The sequence below is a fragment of the Bacillus bingmayongensis genome (genome assembly GCF_000299035.1).
In the GTDB taxonomy this organism is placed as follows: Bacteria; Bacillota; Bacilli; order Bacillales; family Bacillaceae_G; genus Bacillus_A; species Bacillus_A bingmayongensis.
The window spans coordinates 1,072,741-1,096,050 of record NZ_JH921518.1 but is presented as its reverse complement, the minus strand read 5'-3'; the positions used below and the strand labels follow the sequence as shown (position 1 = coordinate 1,096,050).

Below are 23,310 nucleotides of genomic sequence, written 5' to 3'. Positions count from 1 at the left end.
CTAGTTATATATAAAAGTATATTTTAAAAATAACGTAGACGCAAATCGAGTGTGGGAGGATGTTGATTTAGAAGGGGTTGTAATATTTTTCTGACTTTTTTTTTTCTGAAATAACTTAGTGGAGCGGGGTAGCGAAATTTGTCGCGTGGTCGATATATTTGGAAAATCGCTGATATATTGAAAGGAATTCGTCCGCCGATTTGGAGGATCTTTTTAGTTGATAATCAAGTAACATTCGCAGAGTTGCACGAAATTATTCAAATTATAATGGGATGGAAAATGTTGTCGTTTGAGCATCGATAACTATAAGAACTTAATAAATTATCATATCGAAACGAATGATAAAAATGCTAAATGTAATTTCTGGTTAAAAAGATTGAATATTCAGTATTTTGTTTATCAATTTACAAAAAAGTATTCTTTCTACGGAATATGTATAATTGTGGTAATATTTAGATAAATGTATGTTACGAAGCGAAACAAAAAATATTTGGTAAAGGAGCATTAAAATAATGAAAAAAATTGTATTAGCAACGTTAGGATTGGTAATGGCTTTAGCGATTGGGTGGAATAACGAAGGTGATACACAACATGCTCTGCAAAAAGAAGAAATCATCCAGTACTCGCATGCTGATCATTTTTAATTGATATAACAACAGAGTGATTATTTGAACTGCCCCTCAATTGTTAGATATGGCTAATAATTGGGGGGCAGTTCATTTATTAAGGGAATTTTTAGGATGAATCTTCATTTTAAAATAGATACTATAATATTTAAGATTGCTTTGAATGGGATTTGCGGATATCTTGTGTATTTTCATCAGCTAACTCAGCCTCGATATGAGAGACTTTCGAAGACTCAGCCATACGCCAATAAGTGATAAAGCTTATAGCAATACAACCAGCTACATAGAAGTAGAAAAGCGACTCTTGTCCAATGCTCTTCAGCCATAACGCAATGAACTCCGCCGTCCCGCCGAATACCGCAACAGTAATTGCATAAGGGAATCCCACGCCAAGGGCACGGATTTCAGTCGGAAAGAGCTCGGCTTTCACGATCGCATTGATGGAAGTATAACCGGTAACGATAATGAGACCTACCATCATAAGCAAGAAAGCAACAATAGGATCTGCTGTTTTTTCCATAATCAGGAACAGTGGCACCGTCAGTAAAGTCCCCAATATACCAAACCCAATCAATAGTGGGCGTCGTCCAATCCGGTCGGATAACATACCAGCAAGCGGTTGAAGTACGACGAAAACCAAGAGGGCGATAAAGTTAATCCAGCTAACAACTTCCTTAGGAAGACCGACAGTATTCACCATGAACTTCTGTAAATACGTCGTGTACGTATAGAAAGCAACAGTTCCACCGAGCGTTAGCCCGACTACTGTTAATACTGCTTTAGGATGCTTCAGTAAAGCCCGAATCGTTCCAGCGCTCTCGCGGCTTTTAGAATCCATTTTTGAGAACTGCTCCGATTCATCCATCGTGCGGCGCAGCCACAATACAGCTACTGCCCCCATTGCCCCGATAATAAATGGAATACGCCAGCCCCAAGATTTCATATCCGGCTCGCTTAGTATTTGCTGGAGAACGATCTGAACACCAAGTGCGACCAGCTGTCCCGCAACAAGTGTTACATACTGAAAGCTCGAGTAGAAACCACGGCGACCGCTACTAGCCATCTCGGACAAGTATGTAGCGGAAGTGCCATACTCTCCACCTAATGATAATCCTTGAAGTAGACGTGCGAGAACGAGAATAATAGGTGCCATTATGCCAATGGTGCTATAACCTGGCGTGCAGGCAATAATGAGGGAACCACCAGCCATGATAGTGATAGAAAGCGTCAATGCAGCACGTCGACCATAACGATCAGCGTAACGCCCCATCAACAGACTTCCGAGTGGGCGCATCAAGAAGCCGACGGCAAAGATGGCTGCCGTATTAAGCAATTGACTGGTCGGGTCTCCCTTAGGGAAGAACTCTGCTGAGAAATACACGGCGAAAGCAGAATAAACGTACCAGTCGTACCATTCAATTAAATTTCCAACTGAACCTTTGAAGATGTTTCCTGTGATGCGCCTTGTATTGGCGCGTTCGATGGATTGAGACATGATTAAACCCTCCTTTGAATAAATTTCTTTTTTGCATTTGAAAACAATCATCATGAACTAAAAATGAAAGCGGATTAAATATAAATAGATTATATCTTTTTGTTTTAAAATTCTCAATATAATGAAAATTTTATCTATTCTACAGATGAGTAAAGGGTGCGGGAGTTATATGGGATATTTTAGTTTTTGTGTGGGTAAGGGAGAAGTTGTAAGTGCTTTAATTGAGAGGTGAATTGCTGTGGTGACAATGACCTTATCAGAAGCGGAAAGACAATACAAAGTAGAAAAGTGAATATTTTGGCTTTAACTCCTCCTGAAAGGTTATTTAATCAAGCGTTATAGCGTATCATTTTTCTTTTATATATAGTTTGTTAAAATAGTAGTAATTGTAATTAATTGTAACTGTGGAGGTAAAAATGTTAGACCAACTCATAACTGAATTTGCTAAAGTAACCAATCAAGTTAATGATATAAATACTAATGAATCTTATTTGATTATAAAGACAGATGATAAAGGGCTATACGTTGAAACGGAACTTTTACGCGAGAAGTACAAAAGAGGAGAAGAATCACATCCATATTTTATGGTAACTTTTGAAACTCTTCAGCAAGCTTGGCAAAAGCTCATAACTGTACGTACGGTAACAAGTGAAGATTTTGGAAAAGTGAGCGAACATAATGCCTTTTTGATGGCTTTCCTTTCACAACTTCCTTTTGTGAATATAACTGACTCAAAATCTATTGTATTTAAAGAGTTTCAAACAGATGATCTACCATGTGAGCAATATGATAAAGTGATCACATTTTTAGAAGAGGTAATGGATAATATATATGATCCGAAAAATCTAAGCCATCAAATTGATGGGAATTTGTATAGAGTGAAATCTCGTGGACGACAAGATTTGAGGTTATTGGGCTTTTTGGATGAAGTTCATGAGATTAATATAACTCTATTAAATGGATATATTGAATCAAAAAATAAGGATGCTTTTATTCAAAATTTGATTTTGAAGCAAGAATATTTTCGAATCGCCCTATTTATACTTGATCTTTTACATAGCTATTCAAACCATAAGAAGAAAGAGGCTTTAGTGAATTTAGGAATGACGATTGTTCGAAATTCACGGGGGGATAATTTAATGGTTGAATCAGTAGCTAAAGAACGTACTCATAATTTGCTAATGTGGTTTGAGAAGGTAGGATTAATTAACGATAAATGGGCTCCAGTTGAACAATATTTAAAAGAGAATAGTGAAAAGGGCGGTAATATGAGTAGTAATTTACGTGAAAAGTTTTTAACTGTTATGAATGAGTATTTAAAAGCAAGAACGGAAAAATTTGCAGGACATAAACTTGGTTCAGTTGTTCGAAATGAAATGACAACGGAGATAACGCGTTTACCTTTTATCGATCATAATCAGTACGTTGTTACAGGTTCAGTTGGACAAGGGAATTGGGCCGCTGTTCCATGGCTTGCTATTATGAATAAAGATATTACGACATCGACGCAGCGAGGCTATTATATTGTTTATTTATTTAGCGAAGATATGAAAAAGCTATATTTAACGCTAGCGCAAGGAGTAACTGAAACTTCTAAAGAGGAAATGGAAGAAATTAAACAAGAAATTCGTCAACATATACATATGTCTATAAAAGTGAAGAAAGATGATGGGATTTTCTTGGGTACAAGTTCAAAAGCAAAAGGCTATGCAAACTCAACAGCAGCATACATTGTATATGATGTTAATCAAATGCCAAGTGAAGCAAAATTAGTAGAAGATTTAAAAGAAATGCTTAGCTATTATGAGGGATACATTGCTTTTAGAGAGAAAGGGATTGATCTTCCGATGGTTTCCGAGAAAAAAGAAATGGATTTGAACGAGAAGGAAATTGTAGAGCATGTCTCTTCTTATATGAAAAGCAAAGGTTTTTATTACGATAAACAAGATATTATTAACTTTGTCTTTTCTCTAAAGACGAAGCCCTTTGTTATTTTGTCTGGTATTTCAGGGACAGGGAAAACAAAAATTGTTCAGTGGTTTGCTGAAGGTTTAGGTGCAACTGAGGAAAATGGACAGTTCACGCTTATTCCTGTGCGTCCTGATTGGAGCGATAGTTCTGATTTGCTTGGTTACGTGAATATTCAAGGTGAATTTCAGGAAAGGCCGTTAATCCAAGTTCTTAAAAAAGCAACAGAGAATCCGGACAAGCCTTATTTTGTCGTGCTTGATGAGATGAACTTAGCTCGCGTAGAGTACTATTTCAGTGATTTTCTAAGTGTCATTGAAAGCCGTAGATGGGAAGAGAGAGTGTGTGTTACATCGGCTGTCCTTCCAGAATCAATTGTTGGGGAACGAATTACGATTCCATCAAATGTGTACGTCATTGGAACGATTAATATGGATGAAACGACACATCCATTAAGTAAAAAAGTACTCGATCGTGCGAATACGATTGAATTTAATCAAGTGAAATTAGATTCCTTTGAGTTTTTAATGGATGCAGAAGAAGTACAGGCAAAGTGTGTTTCCAACAGTTCATTGACAGCCAAGTTTCTTCATTTAAAAGAATGCTTTCAGCTTAATAAAGAGCTCGTGAAGAAAGTATCTCATATTTTAATTGAAATGAATGAGATTCTTGAGATAATTGGAGCGCAAGTTGGGTACCGGATACGTGACGAAATTTGTTTTTACATGGCTTACAATGAAAAAAGTGAACTATTATCGTTTGATGAGGCGTTAGACTATCAAATGTATCAAAAGATCTTACCGCGTATTGCAGGAAGTGATGGACGGACAGAAGAGGCATTAAAGAAATTATATACGCTATGTACAAATCAAGAGTTTGATAATGAAGATGTGATGTCTTATGCGAAGTATCCTCGTTCTGCTAAGAAGCTGTCTCATATGTTAAGGAGGTTCGAGTATGATGGCTTCACCTCTTTCTGGATCTAACGATGATATAGAACTAGTTAAGATTGAAACAGCAGATTTGTCATTGACGATTAAAGGGAATCCCTATCATGAAAAATATGAGAGCTTAAAAAAACATCAATCAATTGCTTCAGATGAAATGATGCATTTTCATGTGTCTGGAGAAGTAGAATCTATCTTGGTATATGATGCTCGATTACAAAAGCCCAGCGAGTTGACCGAGCACCCTCCCATTTTTTTCGAGAATAGGAGTTATCAACTCGTTGTCGTCCCTAAAAACGATCAGGAGTTGTCTTTTCATCATGAACATCCATCACTTCGAAAGGCAATCAGCTCTACTCAAATGGGCTCATTGAAACTATTAATGGGGAATCTATCATTTCCAAATGAAGTAGGTTATACAACATTTGAAATTCGAAATGATAAAAAGTCTTTACTAACAGTTACATTAGAAATTTTTCCAGCAAAGCTCGATTATAAAGATGACTATCGAGCGCTATTGGAAGAAGTGAACGATGAAATTTATAATTTGGCATTTCATTTATTGAAAAGAACTTACTTAGGAGCATCAACAATCTATGCGACTAATCCATCTAAAAGTGAGTTTTATAGAATTTTAAATGACTCTTTTCATAGATTTATGAAGTCGATTTCTCATATTAAAAGGCAGCCGCATCATACACTTACTACTCGACATCAGCTTGTACAAGGAGAGAAGATTCGTAGGCTTGATTCTGTTGGAATGAATTACTTACGAAAAAGACCTCACTTGTTTCAAGAAGTAGGAGCAAACATAGTTCCGTCTAAAGGAATCACAGCTTATAAGGAAGTATCGTATGATACATTGGAAAATCGGTTTGTTAAGTGGATGGTTCAGAGAGTGGTACATAAAACGGATGATTTACTTAAAGCTTTGGAGAAAGATTCTGGATTTAAGGGCTTGTCAATTGATGACGATCTTATTCAAAACGTAAGAAAAATGAAATCCCGAATGAAAAATGAGTTGAATGATCCATTTTGGAATAGGATCGGAAAATTGGATCGTTCTGTCTTTTCTCTTGTCATTCAAATGGCGTCCGGTTATAGAGATGCGTATCAAATCTTTCTTATGTTATCGAGAGGCTTAACACTAAGAGGACAAATCTTTAAAATGTCTGTTAAAGATGTTGCGAGGTTATATGAGTATTGGACGTATTTAAAGCTTGGACAAATTCTATCTAAAAAATATGAAACAGTGGATCAAGATATTATTAAAGTTCGGCAAGATGGACTTTATGTGACGCTCGATGAAAGTAAAACTGCAAAAAGAACATTTAGGCATCCTGAAACAGATGAAGTGATTGAGCTGTATTTTCAAAAGAGAAATAAAGCATTACCAACGGTTACGCAAAAGCCAGATACAATGCTTGCGATTGAGAAGAAAGGAAAGGACTATCAATATCAATACATTTTTGACGCCAAATATCGAATCGATTTTGCTAAAAATGGTTCCCATTATGAAAGACAGTATGGAACACCAGGTCCAATGGAAGAAGACATTAACACGATGCACAGGTATCGAGATGCGTTAGTAGTAGACCAAGGTGGGCCGTTTGAGCGAACAGCCTACGGAGCTTATGTATTATTCCCATGGAATCAAGAGGAAGAATATGAGCACCATCCTTTTTATAAAAGCATTGAAAAAGTAAACATTGGTGGATTCCCATTCTTACCAAACGCAACAACACTAGTAGAACAATTTCTTGATCATCTCATCGAAAAAAGCCCAGAAGAGATTATAAGAGAAGGAATCCTTCCAAGAGGAATAAAAGAAGAATGGAAATCCTCTTTAGATGAAAAGGTACTAGTCGGTAGCGTGAAAACTGAAAAAGATTATGAAGTATATATGAAAGAAGGTTTCTATCAAATTCCTGTTTCACAATTAAAGCCAGGCTGGCAAGAAGTGAAATACATAGCTTTATATGCACCGAAAAAGTGGCATGGAGAAAACGGTGGGATTCAACATGTTGCGAGGATTAAAGATATTCACATAAACAGAAAGAATCCATTATCTAGTGACGAAATAAATGATTGTGTTTATTTCGAACTAGAGCCATGGAAAAAGCTCGATCATCTTATTCGTCCAGTGGGATATGGGATTCAAACATATATGCTAACAAATATGTCACTATTAAAAGAAGTGCAAGAGCTTCCGGAATTATTTATGAAATCAAAAGAAGAACGTGCCCTTTGGAAAACGCTGCGCCGATTTACGAAACAGGTGAAAGTTGAGTTGGATCATTCTTATTTGGACGAGGCGTCTTTTATTAAAAGTTATTCTGTTCAGGATGTTCAAATTAGGATTGATTACGGGCAGGGGAATGTGATAGTTGGAAAAGAGGCTGTGTTTAAAGAGTTGCCGTTGGATTTTGTTGTGAGGAATTCTTCGGTGTTGTTTAAGGTAGTTTTGGAACAATTAAAATAGATATATATGTGTTGAAAGTAATCAATATAGCAGGGGTAACATTACAGATTTTTTGGAGAGAGTTGTGTGGTGGATAAGAGATCTAATCTATTTTCATATGCGACTAGTGAGTTGTCTCAAGATGTTTTAATTTGATCCGATTCCTGTAAGTGTGTTTCTACTGGCCGGAAATATGTGACCTCCACCCTGTCAAGGTGGGAGGTATTATTTATATTCTCTTTCCCCACACCAAGCTCTTCAAAACATGCTCTCAATTACTCTTCAACTTCTGGCTTGTATAATAACAAACCCAAAATTTTTTAAGCTCCACTACATATCATCTCTTTGTTCCAGAATACATGGAGATCACTTCCTTTTTTGCTTTTAAACGGTATATATGTTCCAAAACCCACACCTTCTATTTATCCAAAAAGAAATTTAATAATCCCCCTTGAACCTCCCCCAACGTCACCCCCTAAGATAAAAATGAAGAAAAAATGAAAGGGGGATTCCATGAAAAGCACCACAAAAGAAAAAAGAAATATCGTCATCATGTTACTATTCTCAGCTGCTGTAGGCATTTTTTTACCACTTTTTATGTATATCACACTAGCTCGCAAAAACGAAGCATACAAATACCACTGCCGAAAAGCATTTAATTTTCATTTATTGATATTTCTTTTATTTAATGTTAGTTCACGCATCAGTGAAGTTTTATTCTGGATTGTGTTTGCTTTTGAAGTAATCCAAGTAGTAATCATCGCATGGAAAGTAATTCGTAATGAGCCATACCGTTATCTCATTCGAATTCCATTATTCAAAGAAGACAAATACGTTATGGAAGGAGAATAAATGATGAATACAGAATTGGAAACAAAGAAAAAGAAAGTTGTTATTGCGATATTCGCTTTTCTTGCTGCTGTCTATTTAACGATGCAAAAAAGAAAACAAAATGATTTGTATTATGGCGATGAGGAATATGATAGCTACAGAAATCCCACTCGGAAAAATGTAGTATGTTTGTTTCAGCTAGGGATGCAAATGAAAAATGATAAAGGTGTATTAGCAAATGTTTCCGACATGATTCAACATGCAATTAAGAAACGGAATATTGAATTATAAATATAAATTGAAAAGTAGGTGAAAACATGTCCTGGACAATTAGCGAATTCGCCAGTATAGGTGATGTAACGGTACGAACGCTTCGTTATTATGACAAAATCAATCTATTAAAACCAAGCGATTATACAGAAGGTGGGCACCGTTTATATGTGAAAGATGATTTATATGTTTTGCAACAAATCCAAGTATTGAAGCATTTTGGTTTTTCACTGGGGGAGATTCAAAATATCATTTTACAGAATGATATCCCTAAGGAAAATTTTATGGAGCGGATTCATTTTCAAAGAGAGTTACTTTTGGCAGAACAAGAACGAATTGCGAAGGTGCTCAAACATATGGATGAAATGGTGGAGATAGTGCAGAGAGAAGAAAGAATTGATGTACCTTTATTTTATTCTTTCTTACAAACATTCATAATGGAAAAGGAAAATAGAGAGTGGCTAGAAGAACGAGGGATACAAGATATTGATGATAAAGAATTAAAATTGAAATTCAATCAGCAGTTTATGACTTTAATCAAACCGGTAAAGAGATATAAGGAAGAGAAGAAAGATCCATTGCATGCTGATGTTCAAGCGGTTGTGAAAGAGCTTTATCATTTAATAGAAGAAATCATTCAGAGCATTGGTATACCACAAGGTGACTTTGCAAATATTGCAAAGCAGGGTGATATTCCGTTAGCTGAATTTCCCGCTCTTTTGACGTGGGAAGAAGAGCAGTATTTAAAGGAAGCGTTGAAGAATAGGTAGTGATGAAAAGGTACTTTAGCAAGCCGTATGGAATTTTAAAATAGAGTCAAGATGTTTATAAAAAGATGAACCGAAAACTAGTGGTGATTTTCGGTTTTTTCTATAGGTGAGTTAGGATATAATATTGAAAAATCAAAAGGGAGGGGAATACAATCGAACACACTAAATGTATTCTATCAAACGAAAGACTGCTATTAAGGGAATTCACAAATAATGATTGGATTGATGTTCATAAATATGCTTCGCAAGATAAAGTTTGTGAATATCAACCTTGGGGACCTAATACAGTAGAAGATTCAAAGGGCTTTGTTAAGCAAGTGATTAAAGATGCTTCTCAAGAACCAAGAACAAGGTATGTATTTGCAATTGTTAAGAAGGATATTGAGAGAGTGGTTGGAGCTGGGGAGTTAAATATTAGAGATTTTACAAATAAAAATGGAGAAATTGGCTATATTGTTAATCCGGATTATTGGGAAAAGGGATTAGCTACAGATGTTGCTAATCTATTGATTGATTTTGGCTTCTCCGAACTCAAGCTTCATAGAATATATGCTACTTGTGATCCTAGGAATATAGGTTCATCAAAAGTATTAGAAAAGGTCGGAATGATTAAGGAAGAATGCGTGAGAACTTGTTAATAAAAGGTGGTTGGAGAGATTCCTTACTATACAGCGTTTTGGAAAACGAATGGAAAGAATAAATTTACAAATCTTATTCAACTAAATGGTGCTTGAATAAGTAATTACAAAACCATCAAGTTTTTATTAATGAGTCATTCAATTAAAAACAAGAAGAGCATGTTTTGATCAATCTTTTTCGAAACACGCTTTTTTCTTTTGTTTTCATTTATCATTGAAGGAAACCAAAATACTGGAGGAATCACAATGCCAACCCACAACAAACTAATACGTGACCGCATCCCAGAAATAATCGAACATAACGGAAAAACACCAATAACAAGAATACTAGATGGAAAAGAATACATAGAAGAAATAGGAAAGAAAATAGGAGAAGAGCTAACCGAGTATTTAGAAGCACAAAGTAAAGACCATAAGGTAGAAGAATTAGCAGATTTATTAGAACTCATAAACGCGCTAGCACGGTATGAAGGTATAACGCTTGAAGATGTGGAAAAAATACGAAAACAAAAAGCGGAAAAACGTGGTGGTTTTCAGAAGCGAATCTTTTTAGTTATGACAATGCAATCATAAAAATAAGACTGCCTCTTAACAGTCTTGTTCCTAAACAGTCGAGTTTCATTCTTTATTTTTGTTGCTTATTATTTTGATACTTAATGCAACAAAGACAATTCCTATTATTTTCATTAGGGTGTTACCTATGTTTCCAAAACTATTAACTGTTAAACCAATTAAAAAAGCTCCCAATAGACAGAGAAATATACCAAATAACGTTTTCAATATATGCAGCACCTAAATTCTTTATAATATTTTTGTGGATTTTATCGATCACTTTATTAATTGGATATTTTTACCTATAACCCTTCTTGTATTTTAGTTGAGGTAAATGAGGACTAATGTTCAGCTTAACTTCGAAATCATATATTGACTGTTTAGTATGAACTGTTTTAGAAGTTTCAAGTATTTCACAAGGTGTTATAAAATGGATATATATGACATGCGGAGAAAGAGTACGATTTGATAGGGGGACTTCGAAATGTATGTGGATGAAGTGGGAAATTTACAGTTAAAGAGTCAAGCTCTTCAGGTAATGAATAACGGAATCGCTGTTACAAGCCACGATGGAACAATCACGTTCAGCAATCCAGCATTTTGCAGCATGCTAAACAAAACAGAAAACGAAATAACGGGTAAGCACATATCGATGATTCTTCCTACTCGTAAACAGCTAGTAGCAAATCAAAATGATAGTTTGCATCAGTATGAGTGCAAAATTGGCAACCAAGTGTTCATCGTGAATGAATCCTATGTGTACCAGGATGGGAAAGAAGACGGAACGATTGTCATTTTGGAAAACAAGGAGAAAAGCATACAGTCTTTAGAAAGCACCATTAGCCGATATGAAAATGCTTTGAATTTACTGTCGGAGTGTATTATAGGGGTGAATGAGCAAGGAATTATCAATTTTTTTAGTGGTGCCTATGCACAATTTTTAGGGATTGATGATCCGAAGGAAGCGATTGGGAAGCATTGTACGGAGGTTGTTGAGAATACGAGGATGCATATTATTGTGAAGACGGGGCAGATGGAAATTGGGCATATTCAGTGTATAAATAGTCAGAATGTTATTGCAAATCGTATTCCTATTATGAAGGAAGGGAAGGTTATTGGTGCGATTGGTAAAATCATGTTTCATGATATACAGCAGTTTAAAGCTTTGGCGGATCAGATTAGCGCAATGGAATCGAAGTTATCATACTATCAAACTGAGTTAAAGCGACTGCAAGCAGGGAGATTTTCGTTTCAAAGTATTGTAGGAGAGAGTGCGAAAATGGAAGAAGTGAAAATGATGGCTTTGAAGGTTTCGAAAAGCCGTTCTACGGTTTTGATAAGAGGAGAAAGTGGAACGGGGAAGGAGCTTTTTGCTAATGCGGTTCACCATGCGAGTCCGCGTGCTGATGGTGCGTTTATTCGGTTGAATTGTGCTGCGATTCCGAGGGATCTTTTAGAAGCTGAATTGTTTGGGTATGAAGAGGGTGCTTTTACCGGAGCGAAGAAGGGTGGCAAGCCTGGAAAGATTGAGCTGGCTCATAAGGGAACGTTGTTTTTAGATGAGATCGGTGATATGTCTTTGGACATGCAGGTGAAGTTGCTTCGGGTGCTGCAAGAGAAAGAGATTGAAAGAATCGGTGGCACAAAAACGCATAAGATTGATGTCCGTTTTATTGCGGCAACGCATCGAAACCTTCGTGAAATGGTGCAAAGAGGAGAATTTAGAGAGGATTTATATTATAGGCTACATGTGTTTGGAATTGATATTCCTCCGCTAAGAGAACGAAAGGAAGATATCGTACATTTAACGGAATTTTTAATTCGGAAGTTGAATGAGGAGCTTGGTAGTAGTGTTCTTTCACTGGACGACAGGGTAAGGGGCATTTTTATGGCACACGATTGGCCAGGGAATATTCGGGAGCTGGAGAATGTGCTAGAGAGAGCGATGAATGTTGTGGAAGGAACGGTTGTTCAAGTGCAACACCTTCCTGTTTATTTACGGCAAAAAAATTTGGAAGAGGCGCTAAGTTGTGAGGGATATCAAGAGGAGAACGAGATAAGTTATTCACTGCAGACGGAAGTGGAATCTGCTGAAAAAAGGGTGATTGCGAGGGCTCTGGAAAAGACAGCTGGAAATAGAAAAGAGGCAGCTGAGCTTTTGGGGATTCATCGGGCCAGCTTATATAGAAAAATAGAAAGGTACGGAATAGGGTAAAGGGCGAATCGGCCCTTTTTTTGTTTGTCGCGTTTTTGCGACGTTTTCTTATATATGCGACATGGTCGCTGTAATTTGTAGCATAAATGCGACATGTGTGCGACATGTGAAGGTGGATATGTAAGGGGAATTGGAGGCGTGTCCTTGAAGGAATATGGAAATGGGGAATGAGTCGATTTTTGGCATACTTCTTGCTATATAAATAAAAAGGGTTTTAGCAGGAAGGGGATGGAAGCTAGTGTTGGAGAGTCATAGTTTGCCACATTTTCTTATGCAAAGTATCGAAAAGTCGCCTGATAAGGTGTATTTACAATTTGAAGAACAAAGGGTTACATATGAGGAGCTTTATCACCGGATTACAAGAGCTGCAGCGGGATTGTATGAACTCGGTATTCAAAAAGGTGACAAGGTTTGTATTATGCTTCATAACAACCCTGAATATCTGGATGTATGGTTTGCTTTATCTTTTATGGGAGCAATTGCGGTGCCTCTTAATGTGCATTTAAAGGGAGAGGGTCTGCAGTATATTTTATCCCACTCTGATTGTAAATTAATAATCGTTGATAAGGACTTTGTTCCTCAAATCGCTTCTTGTTTACCGCTTATAAAAAGGGAAATCCAGGTTGTTGTTTACGGTAATAATGAAAGCGCAATCACTATGGGTGATGGTAAAGAACGACCGGTAATCGGATTGAAAGATGTATTGCATACGAATCATCACTATCTTCCAAATGAATCTGTTTCCTCCTCTTCTATCAACAGTATCCTTTACACCTCTGGAACGACTGGATTACCGAAAGGGGTCATGTTAAGTCATTCTGCTTATGTCAATTCTGCAAAGTCATTCGCTACCTATATGGTCGGCGCGAATTCGCAAGATATTTTATTTACAGCGCTGCCGCTATTTCATATTAATGCCCAAGCCCATACAGTAATCGGTGCTATTTCTTCCAATGCGACGATTGCTCTTGGAAAGAGGTTTAGTGCTTCACGTTTTTGGGATGAAATTCGGGGTCATGGCGCAACCATTTTCAATTCCTTAGGATCTATGATTCCGATTCTCTGTAAGCAGCCGGAAAAGGAAACAGATTATGAAAATTCTGCAAGGGTGACGGCATGTGCTGCTACACCTAAGGAATTTTGGAAGCCGTTTGAGGAGAGGTTTGGTGTTCGGATTGTAGAAGGCTACGGATTAACGGAAACGACAGGGTTTTGCGTAACGAATCCATTGAACGCTAATAAGCCGCCTTCTATCGGAAAACCGTATTCCTACGTAGAGACGAAGATCGTGAATGGGGAAGGAAACGAAGTGCGGACTGGTGAAATCGGAGAGATTTTCATCCGTGCTTTGCAGGGACAAACATTCATGGAAGGTTACTATAAAATGCCGGATAAAACAGAGGAAGCGATGGAAGGAGGATGGTTCCATACAGGAGACCGTGGTTACCAGGACGAGGAAGGTTACTTATATTTTTGCGATCGAATCAAGCAGTGTATTAGAAGGCGTGGAGAAAATATCTCTTCTTGGGAAATTGAAAAGGTTGTGAATAATCATCCGAAGGTACTTGAATCGGCTGCGATTGGTGTTCCGTCAGAAGTAGGGGAAGAGGATGTTAAATTATATGTAATTGTAAAGCAAGGAGAAACGATGTCCCATGAAGAGATTATAGATTGGTGTCAAGAACGTATGGCTTACTTTATGGTGCCGCGATACGTTCAGTTCAGTGAATTTTTCCCAAAAACTGCAACGGAACGGATTCAGAAGTTCAAGCTGCAGGAAGAAGGAATCGGTACTGCTTGGGATCGTGAGCAGGCAGGGGATGTCATTAAAAGAACGAGTTGAGATGCCTTATTACATATTAGAAAGAAGGGATTGTATTGGAAAATAAGCGCGTTGTTTCATGGTCCAAAGAAAAAGGAATCGCCACTATTATCATTGATAATCCTCCTGTGAATGTACTGAGCTACGCGGTGATTGAGCAAATGACGGCGGTGGTCGATGACATTGAACGGGATGATGAAGTCATTGTTGTAATTTTAACTGGTGCGGGAGAAAAAGCTTTCGTTGCTGGAGGGGACATTAAGTCATTTCCGGAATGGATTGGGAAAGGGAGTGAATATGCAGAGGAAAAATCATTGTGGCTCCAGAACCCATTAAATAAAATAGAAAGCCTGTCGAAGCCTGTCATCGCTGCGATTAACGGATTAGCGCTTGGGGGCGGGTGTGAATTAGCCCTATCATGTGATTTACGGATTATAGAAGAGCAGGCCCAAATCGGACTTCCAGAAGTGAAGCTAGGCTTGTTTCCGGGTGCGGGAGGAACGCAGCGTTTGCCTCGCTTAATAGGAGCTGCACGGGCAAAAGAAATGATGTTTACTGGTGAACCGCTTAGTGCTGAAGAAGCTCTGCGAGTTGGTTTGGTGAATCATGTTGTTCCGCGCGGTAAAGCATTGAATAAGGCGAAGGAACTGGCTGCGAAGATGGCTCGATTTTCTCTTCCTGCTTTATCGTTGATGAAGCAGTCTATTAATAAGGGACTATCTTGTTCTCTTGAGGAAGGGCTAAAAATAGAGGCTAAAAATTTTGGACATGTCTTTCAAACGAGTGATGTGAGAGAGGGAGTGGGTGCTTTTATAGAAAAGAGAGTACCGCTTTTTCAGCATAAATAAAAAGAATACGATGTCTGCCTTTGGTAGGCATCGTAACAACATATCAAGCGTAAAACAAATTTGGGAGAATTGAGGGGGGACTAGGGGTTATGGATTTATTGATTGTACTGTTATCGCTTGGCTTGCTTATATTTGTTGCTTACCGGGGATTCTCGGTCATTTTATTCGCTCCGTTATGTGCTTTGCTGGCTGTGTTTTTGACTGATCCAGCGCACGTTTTACCGTTCTTTTCTAATGTTTTCATGGCGAAGATGGTCGGATTTATAAAATTATATTTTCCTGTGTTTTTACTTGGAGCGATATTCGGTAAAGTGGTTGAAATTACTGGAATCGCAGAAAAAATCGCGAAAATCATCATCCGTTTCATAGGTGTGAAAAGAGCGATTCTTTCCATCGTGTTGATGGGAGCGATTCTTACATACAGCGGCGTCAGTTTATTTGTTGCGGTATTTGCGATTTATCCATTTGCGGCGCAATTATTTCGCGAAGCGGATATTCCGAAACGTCTCATTCCCGCGACAATTGCATTCAGTGCATTTACGTTTTCTATGGATTCACTTCCTGGATCTCCTCAAATCCAAAATGTCATTCCAACTACATTTTTTAAGACAGATATTTATGCAGCACCTACATTAGGAATCATTGGTGCATTGTTTATTTTTATATGTGGCATGCTGTATTTGGAAAGGTGTAGGAAGAAGGCAGCGGCTAAAGGGGAAGGTTATTTTGGAAAAGGTGATGCGGCTTCTGAAATGGCTGCCGCAACTAACGCACAAGTGGCGCCAACGCCGATTGTTTCAAGTGATAGTATTACAGCGAGTCACTGGATAGCTTTTCTTCCACTTGTACTAGTTGGAGTGATGAATAAAGTCTTTACAGAATTCATTCCCGTTTTGTATACAAAGGGATTTGATTTTGCATCCATCGGTTTGAAGGAGTACGGAACGATTGATATGGGACAAGTTGTGGGTATTTGGTCAGTAGAATTGGCACTTCTTATCGGTATACTGTCCGCTATATTATTAAACTTCCAAGCGGTAAAAGAACATTTTCAATCGATTACAAGCGTAGGTGTAAGTGGTTCCATCTTAGCTGCGATGAACACTGCAGCCGAGTATGGATTCGGTGCCGTTATTGCGGCTTTACCCGGTTTTGTTATGATCCAAAATTATTTGACTGGGACATTTTCCAATCCTTTAATTAATGGAGCGGTCATGACGAATATATTATGTGGGTTAACAGGATCAGGATCGGGCGGAATGAGTATTACATTAGGTTTAATGGCAGACAAATATATTGAAGCAGCAGCGAATTTTGGGATTCCATTAGATGTACTGCATCGTGTTATCGCAATGGCAGCTGGAGGTATGGATACACTTCCTCATAACGGAGCAGTTATCACTTTGCTTGCGGTGACAGGATTAACGCACCGGGAAGCTTATAAAGAGATTTTTGGTATTACTTTAATTAAGACGGCTGCTGTTTTCTTCGTTGTTGGCGTGTATTTAATGTTTTCTATTGTATAAGCGTATATAAGCCATCATTTATGAAATGATGGCTTGTTTGTATGTTTTTAATGACATCCTTTAGAAACATACGCAGGAAAAGACCCCCTCCCAAGCCCCTTACACCCCCCTACCAATAAATAAATCACTAAAAAGAAACAAAATAAAAAACAAAAAACTACTACAAGCATTACTTCGAAGAAAAGTAGTCGTAGTCATTTTTTTAAAATATAAAATAACCCCGCCAAAACCCCTCTCTCATTCCTATATACATCATGGAACCATTAATTACATATGTTTCATTAAGGAATGTGAGGAATAAATATGGCAGTGTATCGTAATGTGCAGGTGAATTTTTGGCAGGATGATTTTGTTTTGGATTTAACGCCGGAGGAGCGCTACTTTTATCTTTATTTGCTGACGTGTTCGAAGACGACGCAGTGCGGGATTTATCCGCTTCCGAAGCGTTTGGCTGAGATGGAGACTGGGTATAATCGGGAGACTGTTGAGAAGTTATTGCAGCGCTTTGTTGATTATGGAAAGATATTGTACGATGCAGAAACGAAGGAGTTGTATATTTTAAATTGGCTACGCTATAACCCAATTACGAGTACGAATGTGGAGAAGTGTGTATTGCGTGAGCTGAAGGCTGTGAAAAGTGAAGAGTTTGTCCGGATGTTTCTCCGAAAGTGCTTGGAGGAAGAGATGAGTATTCCGCTACTTTTAGAGCATTTCGGTTCACCGTATGATGTGTCTGATATTGTTACAGAGGAACTGATTGATCAGTATAAAACAGAGGAACAAGTAGAAGAAGAGGAAGAATCGGGAAGCAGTGTATTTCCATTTTATGAACAACATTTCGGTAGTTTGTCGCCTTATGTAGCGGAGGAATTAAATGAGTGGATGGTAGATTTATCGGAGGAGCTTGTGTTAAAAGCGCTCCAGATTGCTGTTGAAAATAATAAGCGGACGATTGCTTATGTGAAGGGGATTCTGCGGGAGTGGCACAGAAAAGGCTATATGAAGCTTAGTGAAGTGGAAGAAGCAGAAGTGAAGTTTCGGAAGAAGGAGCCGTCTGGTATGCAAGAGACGGAGAAGTTTTTGGCGGAGTGTGAAGAGTGGGAGAAGAATGCCCCGTCTGAAGAAGAGTTGCAGAAATTCTTGCAGGAGCATGGGTGGCGGCCATGAGCATTCAAAATATCGAGGCGGAACAGACGGTATTAGGTTCTTTATTAATTGAGGGGGAACTGATTCAGGAATGTCGTCTCACTGAGCACCATTTTTCTACGGTGGTGCATCAAACAGTATTTCGGTTGATGCGAGAAATAGAGGAAAGTGGACAGAAGATTGATCTTGTTATGCTCGTTTCTAAGATGAATCCCGACTTTTTGAAGCAAATTGGTGGGATGGAGTATTTTGTAAATATAATTGAAAGTGTTCCTACTACAGCCAACTTCTCATATTATGAGGGGCTTGTTCGGAGCGCGTGGAAAATGAATCAGGCGAGCAGTGCAGCACACAACATGTGTGAACGGCTTCTTGCGGAGAAAGATGAGAAAGTAATTGGCGAGACGATTACAGCGCTTTGTAAACTAGAAGAAGGGGATTGTACATTAGATTTTGATTTGAAGGATATGTTAGTCGACCTTTATGAAGAGCTCCATCAAGATACAGAGGAGCTAACGGGCATTGAGACAGGTTTTTCAGCTTTAAATAAGATGACGTGTGGCTTGCAGGAAGGTGACTTCGTTGTGGTTGGGGCACGGCCTTCGATTGGAAAAACGGCGTTTGCTTTAAATATTGCGCTTCATGCGGCGAAATCGAATGCGGGAGTTGGATTGTTTTCTTTAGAGATGAGCAATAAGCAATTGCTGAAACGGATGCTTTCTTGTTTGGGCGGTGTATCAGGAGAACGGCTGAAAAATCCGAAGCATCGTTTTACGATAGATGACTGGGGGGAAATGAGCCGGGCATTTGCGGAAATTGGAGATCTGCCCATAGAAATTTATGATAAGGCCGGCGTTACAACGCAAGAGGTTTGGATGCAGGTGCGTAAATTGAAGCGAAAGTATGAGGATAAAAAGCTGCTTGTCATTATTGATTACTTGCAGCTTATTACAGGTGATTCAAACTATAGAGGAAACAGGTTTCAAGAGATGAGTGAAATTTCCCGTAAACTGAAGCTGATGGCACGGGATTTAAATGTGTGCGTCGTAGCACTGTCACAACTCTCGCGCGGGGTAGAATCGCGTCAAGATAAGCGACCATTTTTATCTGACCTAAGGGAGACTGGACAAATTGAGCAAGATGCGGATTTGATTATGCTGATGTATCGTGAAGATTATTATGACAAGGAAACGGAGCATAAAGATATAACAGAAATTCAAATAGCGAAGCATCGGAATGGTCCTGTTGGGACGATGAAACTGCGGTTTTTGAAGGAGTTTGGGAGGTTTGTGGAGGAGAGTTCAAAATAATCTGGTGAGTTCTACAGCTAAAATAATCTTCAGCTTTCGCAATTGGCTTCTCTTCCAATTCACTCATATGTTTCAACTTATTTTATGGTATATTTTAACTATATTCAAATATAAGGGGATTTCCTAAAAGTTCATACCTATAGTAGTTATAATTTCGCGTCTAATGAAGAAAAATTACATAGCAAAGAGGAATTTATTGTGCAAATAATTAAACACGTAATGTTGTTAGCTGTAAGTTTAGTTTTTTTGAGTGGTTGCAATTATGAGAATGAAGAGGAAGTAAAAAAATATATAAAAGACAAGCATGGGATTGATATTGTTGTGAAAAATTGGGGGGGAATACATGAAGGGAATATGGGACATACATATCATATTGTTGAAGTAAAGGACAACAAACATATTCAATTTCGAGTGGAAGTGAATGGATTCTTTCATTCTACAATAAAAGGTGATGAATACGAATATGGTAAAAATGCATATGAAGAGTATAAAAAATTCAAACCTACTTTGAAAGAAATCGAAAAGTTAGGTTACTCGGAGTTAGATGAGGAAAATGCTATTCAATATGTTGTTGATAGTGGAGGTACGATTGAAACACCAACGAATGAGTTGTTATTAACTTTAAAATCTAGTAATAAGATTGATTATAGTCAATTTGAATCAAAAGAATTAGATCGGTTATTTGCTTTATCACAACTTATTCAAGAGAATAATAAAAAAATAACACAACTTGAAATAAGGGACAATAAAGGTGATTATACAGGTCTTTCTTTTAAAGATGTACAAGAAAGTACAACGAAAGAAGAACTGCTACTAACAATGAAAAATGCATCAAAAGATTACTGGACATATTTGATTCAAACACAAGTGGAAGATAAAGTAAAAGGAATTCAAAATGAAAGCTTTAAATTCAAAGAAATTGTTTGTTCATATACAGAAAACGGGGACTGTCCTGCTTATAATGTAACCTTAGATTTTAATAAAGGTATGTTGCGATACAAAAACAATCCTAATTTGATTGAGGATTTAACTAAGGTAGTCACTTTAGTTAAGGAAGAATTACATAATAAAAAATTTACTATATATTTTACCTCCAAAGGAAGTAAGAGTATGTATGAAGGGTGGATAGAATCTAAAGATATGAAAGAAAGTGAGACTACCGAAGAATTTCTAAAGAAATATTTTCATGTGGAATGATTTAAAATATCCATATTGGAATATAATTGGATTTTATCAAAAAAAGAAACTGTTTTTGATTTGAATGTACCCAAAACAGTTTCTTTTAATTTACAATAAAGTCGTTTAAAAAATAATAAAGTTGTTTAAAAAAATGCGAGTCATTCTATTCAACAATCGGGCCATTTAATGGAAGAAAACCTTCAAATAATACTGGATATTTATATTATTGTTGTATGAGATTGTGAAGAAATGTACTTAAAATATAGGTGCAGAATAGTTGAAGAATAAGATTATGCAATAAGGCATAGGAAAAATATATGAGTTTTTTTGTTATAATCTTATTTTTGGCATAGGCCAAAACGAATAAAGATAAGCAAAAATAGTGATTAATTTTCTCCTGATGTAGAAAATAATGCTACCCCAAAAATTAGATTTTCACTCTAACTTTTGGGGTACATTGATAGTTAGGACATGTATTTACTTTCGGTTTTTGATAACTTTATTGGATTATTTTTTATTAAATGAACTAATAAGGCGATTAAAGGCAATGCTGTTTCAATGAGCAAAGTTATTTTACTATTAAATTTATAGTAAGTATAACTTCCAATCCATGAACCAAAGGCTCCTCCCATAAAGAAAATAGTCATATATAATCCATTAAGTCTGTTTCTTATCTCGGGATTCAAACCAAAGATAACTTTTTGACCTAATAATAAATTTCCTGATACACCAATATCAATGCTAATGCCTGAGATAAGGATTAAAATTACACTAAATAGTGAATGATCTTGAACAAAAAATAATAGTACAATAGATAATAGTACGAGCGCTATTGATACATTAGTCATTGTGAAAATATAACCTTTATCGGCTATTTTACCAATAGTAGGAGTTAATAAAGCTCCAGCTATCGCAACAAAGCCAAATAATGCAATTTCATTATTTGAAAAATGTAATGGCTCAGACCTTAATAAAATTGGGATAACTGTCCAATAGAGACTAAATGTTGCAAATAAACATGCGTGATAAAAAGATCTTTGTTGTAAAGGAGATGTATTTATTAGTAGCTTCACCATAGAGGCTATTAAATTTGGATATGACATGTTACTAGTCGATACTACTTCATAGTTGGGCAAAAATTTTATAATTAACAGTAATACGACAACTAGCATTATTAATGAAAAAAGAAATACCATTTTCCAGCCAAACCAGTCAGCTATTCCGATAGATAATGGGCGAGCAATCATAATCCCAATCAATAAACCACTCATCACCTTACCCACATATTTACCTGCCTCTTCAATAGGCACAATCCTCATTGTTAGTGGAACTAACATTTGAGCCGCACAGGCTCCAATGCCAATTATGGTTGTTAATATTATAAAAACAATTCCATTTGTCGAAATTAGCGTACCAATTAATGAAATAATAGTAAGCCCGATGAGAATTCCTATTATTTTTTTACTTTTAAATAAGTCAGCCAATGGTACGATAAAAAATAATCCCAATCCATACCCAATTTGTGTCAAGGTAGTGAGCAATCCAGATAAATCAGAAGAGATGTTCAAATCTTTTGCAATGAATTGTACAATTGGTTGTGCATAATAAATATTAGCAGCAAGTGAACCACAACTAATTGCCAAAATAAATATTAGAAAATTTGTCTTTTTAGTCAACTTTATCATTCCTTTTATTTATTTTTATTATTTTTGGTACGTTCGTTCCAAAATGATTAAAAAAGAAAGACTATAGGTCTGCAATAGTCTTATCCACTAGATTATAGGCTAGATTTTTCTCTTTTTTATATCTGGACATTAAATTAATGCTATGATTTAAACTTAATAAAGAATATGCAACTAATTCAGAGTTAGCCTCTTGTGAAATTTCTCCTTTCTTTTTTCCTTCTTCAATGACTTGCTTAAATATTTTTTCAAGTTCATTAAAATCATTTAGAAGTATTTCTTCTATGGAAGGATCAATATGTCCAATAAGCAGTGAAGAATTAGTTATAATACAACTTTTGGGAATATCATCTGAATAGCATTTTTCAATATGTTGATAAAAAAAGGATTTAAGTGATGCTTTAGTGTTTATACCACTAAAAAGTAAACTTCTCTTTCGATAGCCATAGTTTTTATAATGTTCTAAAACCTGTTTAAATAGTTCATCCTTATCTCCAAAACTATCGTAGAGAGTAGATCGACTTATTCCCATCGTATCAATAAGATCTGAGATATATGTAGCGTCATAACCTTTTTCCCAGAATAAATACATAGCTTTATTCAAAGCATGTTCTTTGTTAAAATTAATACGTCTACCCAATTTACAACACCCCCTTCATATAATTTATTATAAAGATTACGGAACGATGAGTCCGGAAAAATCATCTTATATCTACATTTTGAAAAAAATAATAAAGATTTGGAAGGTTACAAATCTGCGGCTCCATATTCTCAGATCAGTTTTAATAATATGAAACCCGGCACATACCTTGTGGATGTTATTGATTTGTATTTATATTTTTATGTATACGGACTGTTATCTACGTGGTTTCCTGGAGATGGTTAATTGAGATAATACCAGCGTAGCTGATATAGATCACAAAGTAAGACAGTTAACTACTCTCTATTTAGAGATATTGCTGTTGAGTTATACACCAACAATAATTACATTTTTTAAAGTGATTTTTTGAGTTGCTTTATCTAC

At 36.8% G+C, this 23,310-nt stretch carries 18 protein-coding genes and 1 pseudogene; 16 read left to right on the top strand and 3 right to left on the bottom strand.

Going from position 1 to position 23,310, the window contains the following annotated elements; translation table 11 throughout:
• The first annotated feature begins 138 nt into the window (after positions 1–138).
• Both Y7E_RS32005 and Y7E_RS34815 read left to right on the top strand, forming a co-directional pair.
• On the top strand, positions 139–303 hold the full coding sequence (locus Y7E_RS32005) for an IS1096 element passenger TnpR family protein (protein ID WP_017153077.1): 165 nt from the start codon (positions 139–141) through the stop codon (positions 301–303).
• Positions 304–512: 209 nt separating this feature from the next.
• Complete coding sequence (locus Y7E_RS34815; protein WP_000725024.1) at positions 513–644, top strand: hypothetical protein; 132 nt, start codon at positions 513–515, stop codon at positions 642–644.
• A gap of 130 nt (positions 645–774) precedes the next feature.
• Here the strand turns inward: Y7E_RS34815 and Y7E_RS0120160 are convergent, their stop codons facing one another.
• Entirely contained in the window at positions 775–2,121 is a 1,347-nt protein-coding gene (locus Y7E_RS0120160) for an MFS transporter (RefSeq protein ID WP_017153076.1), read from the bottom strand.
• Between the two features lie 416 nt (positions 2,122–2,537).
• Between Y7E_RS0120160 and Y7E_RS0120155 the strand changes: the two genes are divergently transcribed.
• The 14 genes and pseudogenes from Y7E_RS0120155 (at position 2,538) to Y7E_RS0120080 (ending at position 20,622) form a co-directional block, all read left to right on the top strand.
• The gene (locus Y7E_RS0120155) at positions 2,538–5,075 is read left to right on the top strand and encodes an MrcB family domain-containing protein (protein WP_017153075.1); all 2,538 of its coding nucleotides are present in this window, start codon (positions 2,538–2,540) and stop codon (positions 5,073–5,075) included.
• Complete coding sequence (locus Y7E_RS0120150; protein ID WP_026049280.1) at positions 5,050–7,518, top strand: restriction endonuclease-like protein; 2,469 nt, start codon at positions 5,050–5,052, stop codon at positions 7,516–7,518. Before Y7E_RS0120155 ends, Y7E_RS0120150 begins: the two co-directional genes overlap by 26 nt.
• A 492-nt stretch (positions 7,519–8,010) precedes the next feature.
• Entirely contained in the window at positions 8,011–8,349 is a 339-nt protein-coding gene (locus Y7E_RS0120145) for a magnetosome magnetite crystal formation protein family (RefSeq protein WP_017153073.1), read from the top strand.
• A gap of 3 nt (positions 8,350–8,352) precedes the next feature.
• A complete protein-coding gene (locus Y7E_RS0120140) occupies positions 8,353–8,619 on the top strand; it encodes a hypothetical protein (RefSeq protein WP_161603956.1) in 267 nt (88 codons plus the stop codon).
• 26 nt (positions 8,620–8,645) lie between these two features.
• A complete protein-coding gene (locus tag Y7E_RS0120135) occupies positions 8,646–9,368 on the top strand; it encodes a MerR family transcriptional regulator (RefSeq protein WP_017153071.1) in 723 nt (240 codons plus the stop codon).
• Between the two features lie 170 nt (positions 9,369–9,538).
• A pseudogene (locus Y7E_RS30135) lies at positions 9,539–10,068 on the top strand (GNAT family N-acetyltransferase).
• Positions 10,069–10,252: 184 nt separating this feature from the next.
• Positions 10,253–10,579, top strand: coding sequence for a nucleoside triphosphate pyrophosphohydrolase (locus Y7E_RS0120125; protein ID WP_017153068.1), 327 nt, complete (start codon positions 10,253–10,255; stop codon positions 10,577–10,579).
• Between the two features lie 463 nt (positions 10,580–11,042).
• Positions 11,043–12,773: a sigma-54-dependent Fis family transcriptional regulator gene (locus Y7E_RS0120115; RefSeq protein WP_017153066.1), complete on the top strand. Its 1,731-nt coding sequence runs from the start codon at positions 11,043–11,045 to the stop codon at positions 12,771–12,773.
• Positions 12,774–13,011: 238 nt separating this feature from the next.
• Positions 13,012–14,616, top strand: a complete 1,605-nt coding sequence (locus Y7E_RS0120110) for an ATP-dependent acyl-CoA ligase (protein WP_026049279.1) — start codon at positions 13,012–13,014, stop codon at positions 14,614–14,616.
• Between the two features lie 35 nt (positions 14,617–14,651).
• The gene (locus Y7E_RS0120105; RefSeq protein WP_017153064.1) at positions 14,652–15,443 is read left to right on the top strand and encodes an enoyl-CoA hydratase; all 792 of its coding nucleotides are present in this window, start codon (positions 14,652–14,654) and stop codon (positions 15,441–15,443) included.
• Between the two features lie 89 nt (positions 15,444–15,532).
• A complete protein-coding gene (locus Y7E_RS0120100) occupies positions 15,533–16,969 on the top strand; it encodes a GntP family permease (protein WP_017153063.1) in 1,437 nt (478 codons plus the stop codon).
• A 303-nt stretch (positions 16,970–17,272) separates the two neighbouring features.
• Positions 17,273–18,136, top strand: coding sequence for a DnaD domain-containing protein (locus tag Y7E_RS0120090; protein WP_017153061.1), 864 nt, complete (start codon positions 17,273–17,275; stop codon positions 18,134–18,136).
• Positions 18,133–19,425 carry a replicative DNA helicase gene (dnaB, locus tag Y7E_RS0120085; protein WP_017153060.1) on the top strand — a complete coding sequence of 431 codons (1,293 nt, stop codon included), beginning with the start codon at positions 18,133–18,135 and terminating at the stop codon, positions 19,423–19,425. The genes Y7E_RS0120090 and dnaB overlap by 4 nt, the downstream gene beginning before the upstream one ends.
• A gap of 198 nt (positions 19,426–19,623) precedes the next feature.
• Positions 19,624–20,622 (top strand): hypothetical protein, encoded by a 999-nt coding sequence (locus tag Y7E_RS0120080; RefSeq protein WP_017153059.1) that lies wholly within the window; start codon positions 19,624–19,626, stop codon positions 20,620–20,622.
• Between the two features lie 446 nt (positions 20,623–21,068).
• Here the strand turns inward: Y7E_RS0120080 and Y7E_RS0120075 are convergent, their stop codons facing one another.
• A complete protein-coding gene (locus Y7E_RS0120075; protein WP_087957943.1) occupies positions 21,069–22,289 on the bottom strand; it encodes an MFS transporter in 1,221 nt (406 codons plus the stop codon).
• Positions 22,290–22,350: 61 nt separating this feature from the next.
• Positions 22,351–22,926: a TetR/AcrR family transcriptional regulator gene (locus tag Y7E_RS0120070; RefSeq protein ID WP_017153057.1), complete on the bottom strand. Its 576-nt coding sequence runs from the start codon at positions 22,924–22,926 to the stop codon at positions 22,351–22,353.
• Positions 22,927–23,310 lie beyond the last annotated feature (384 nt).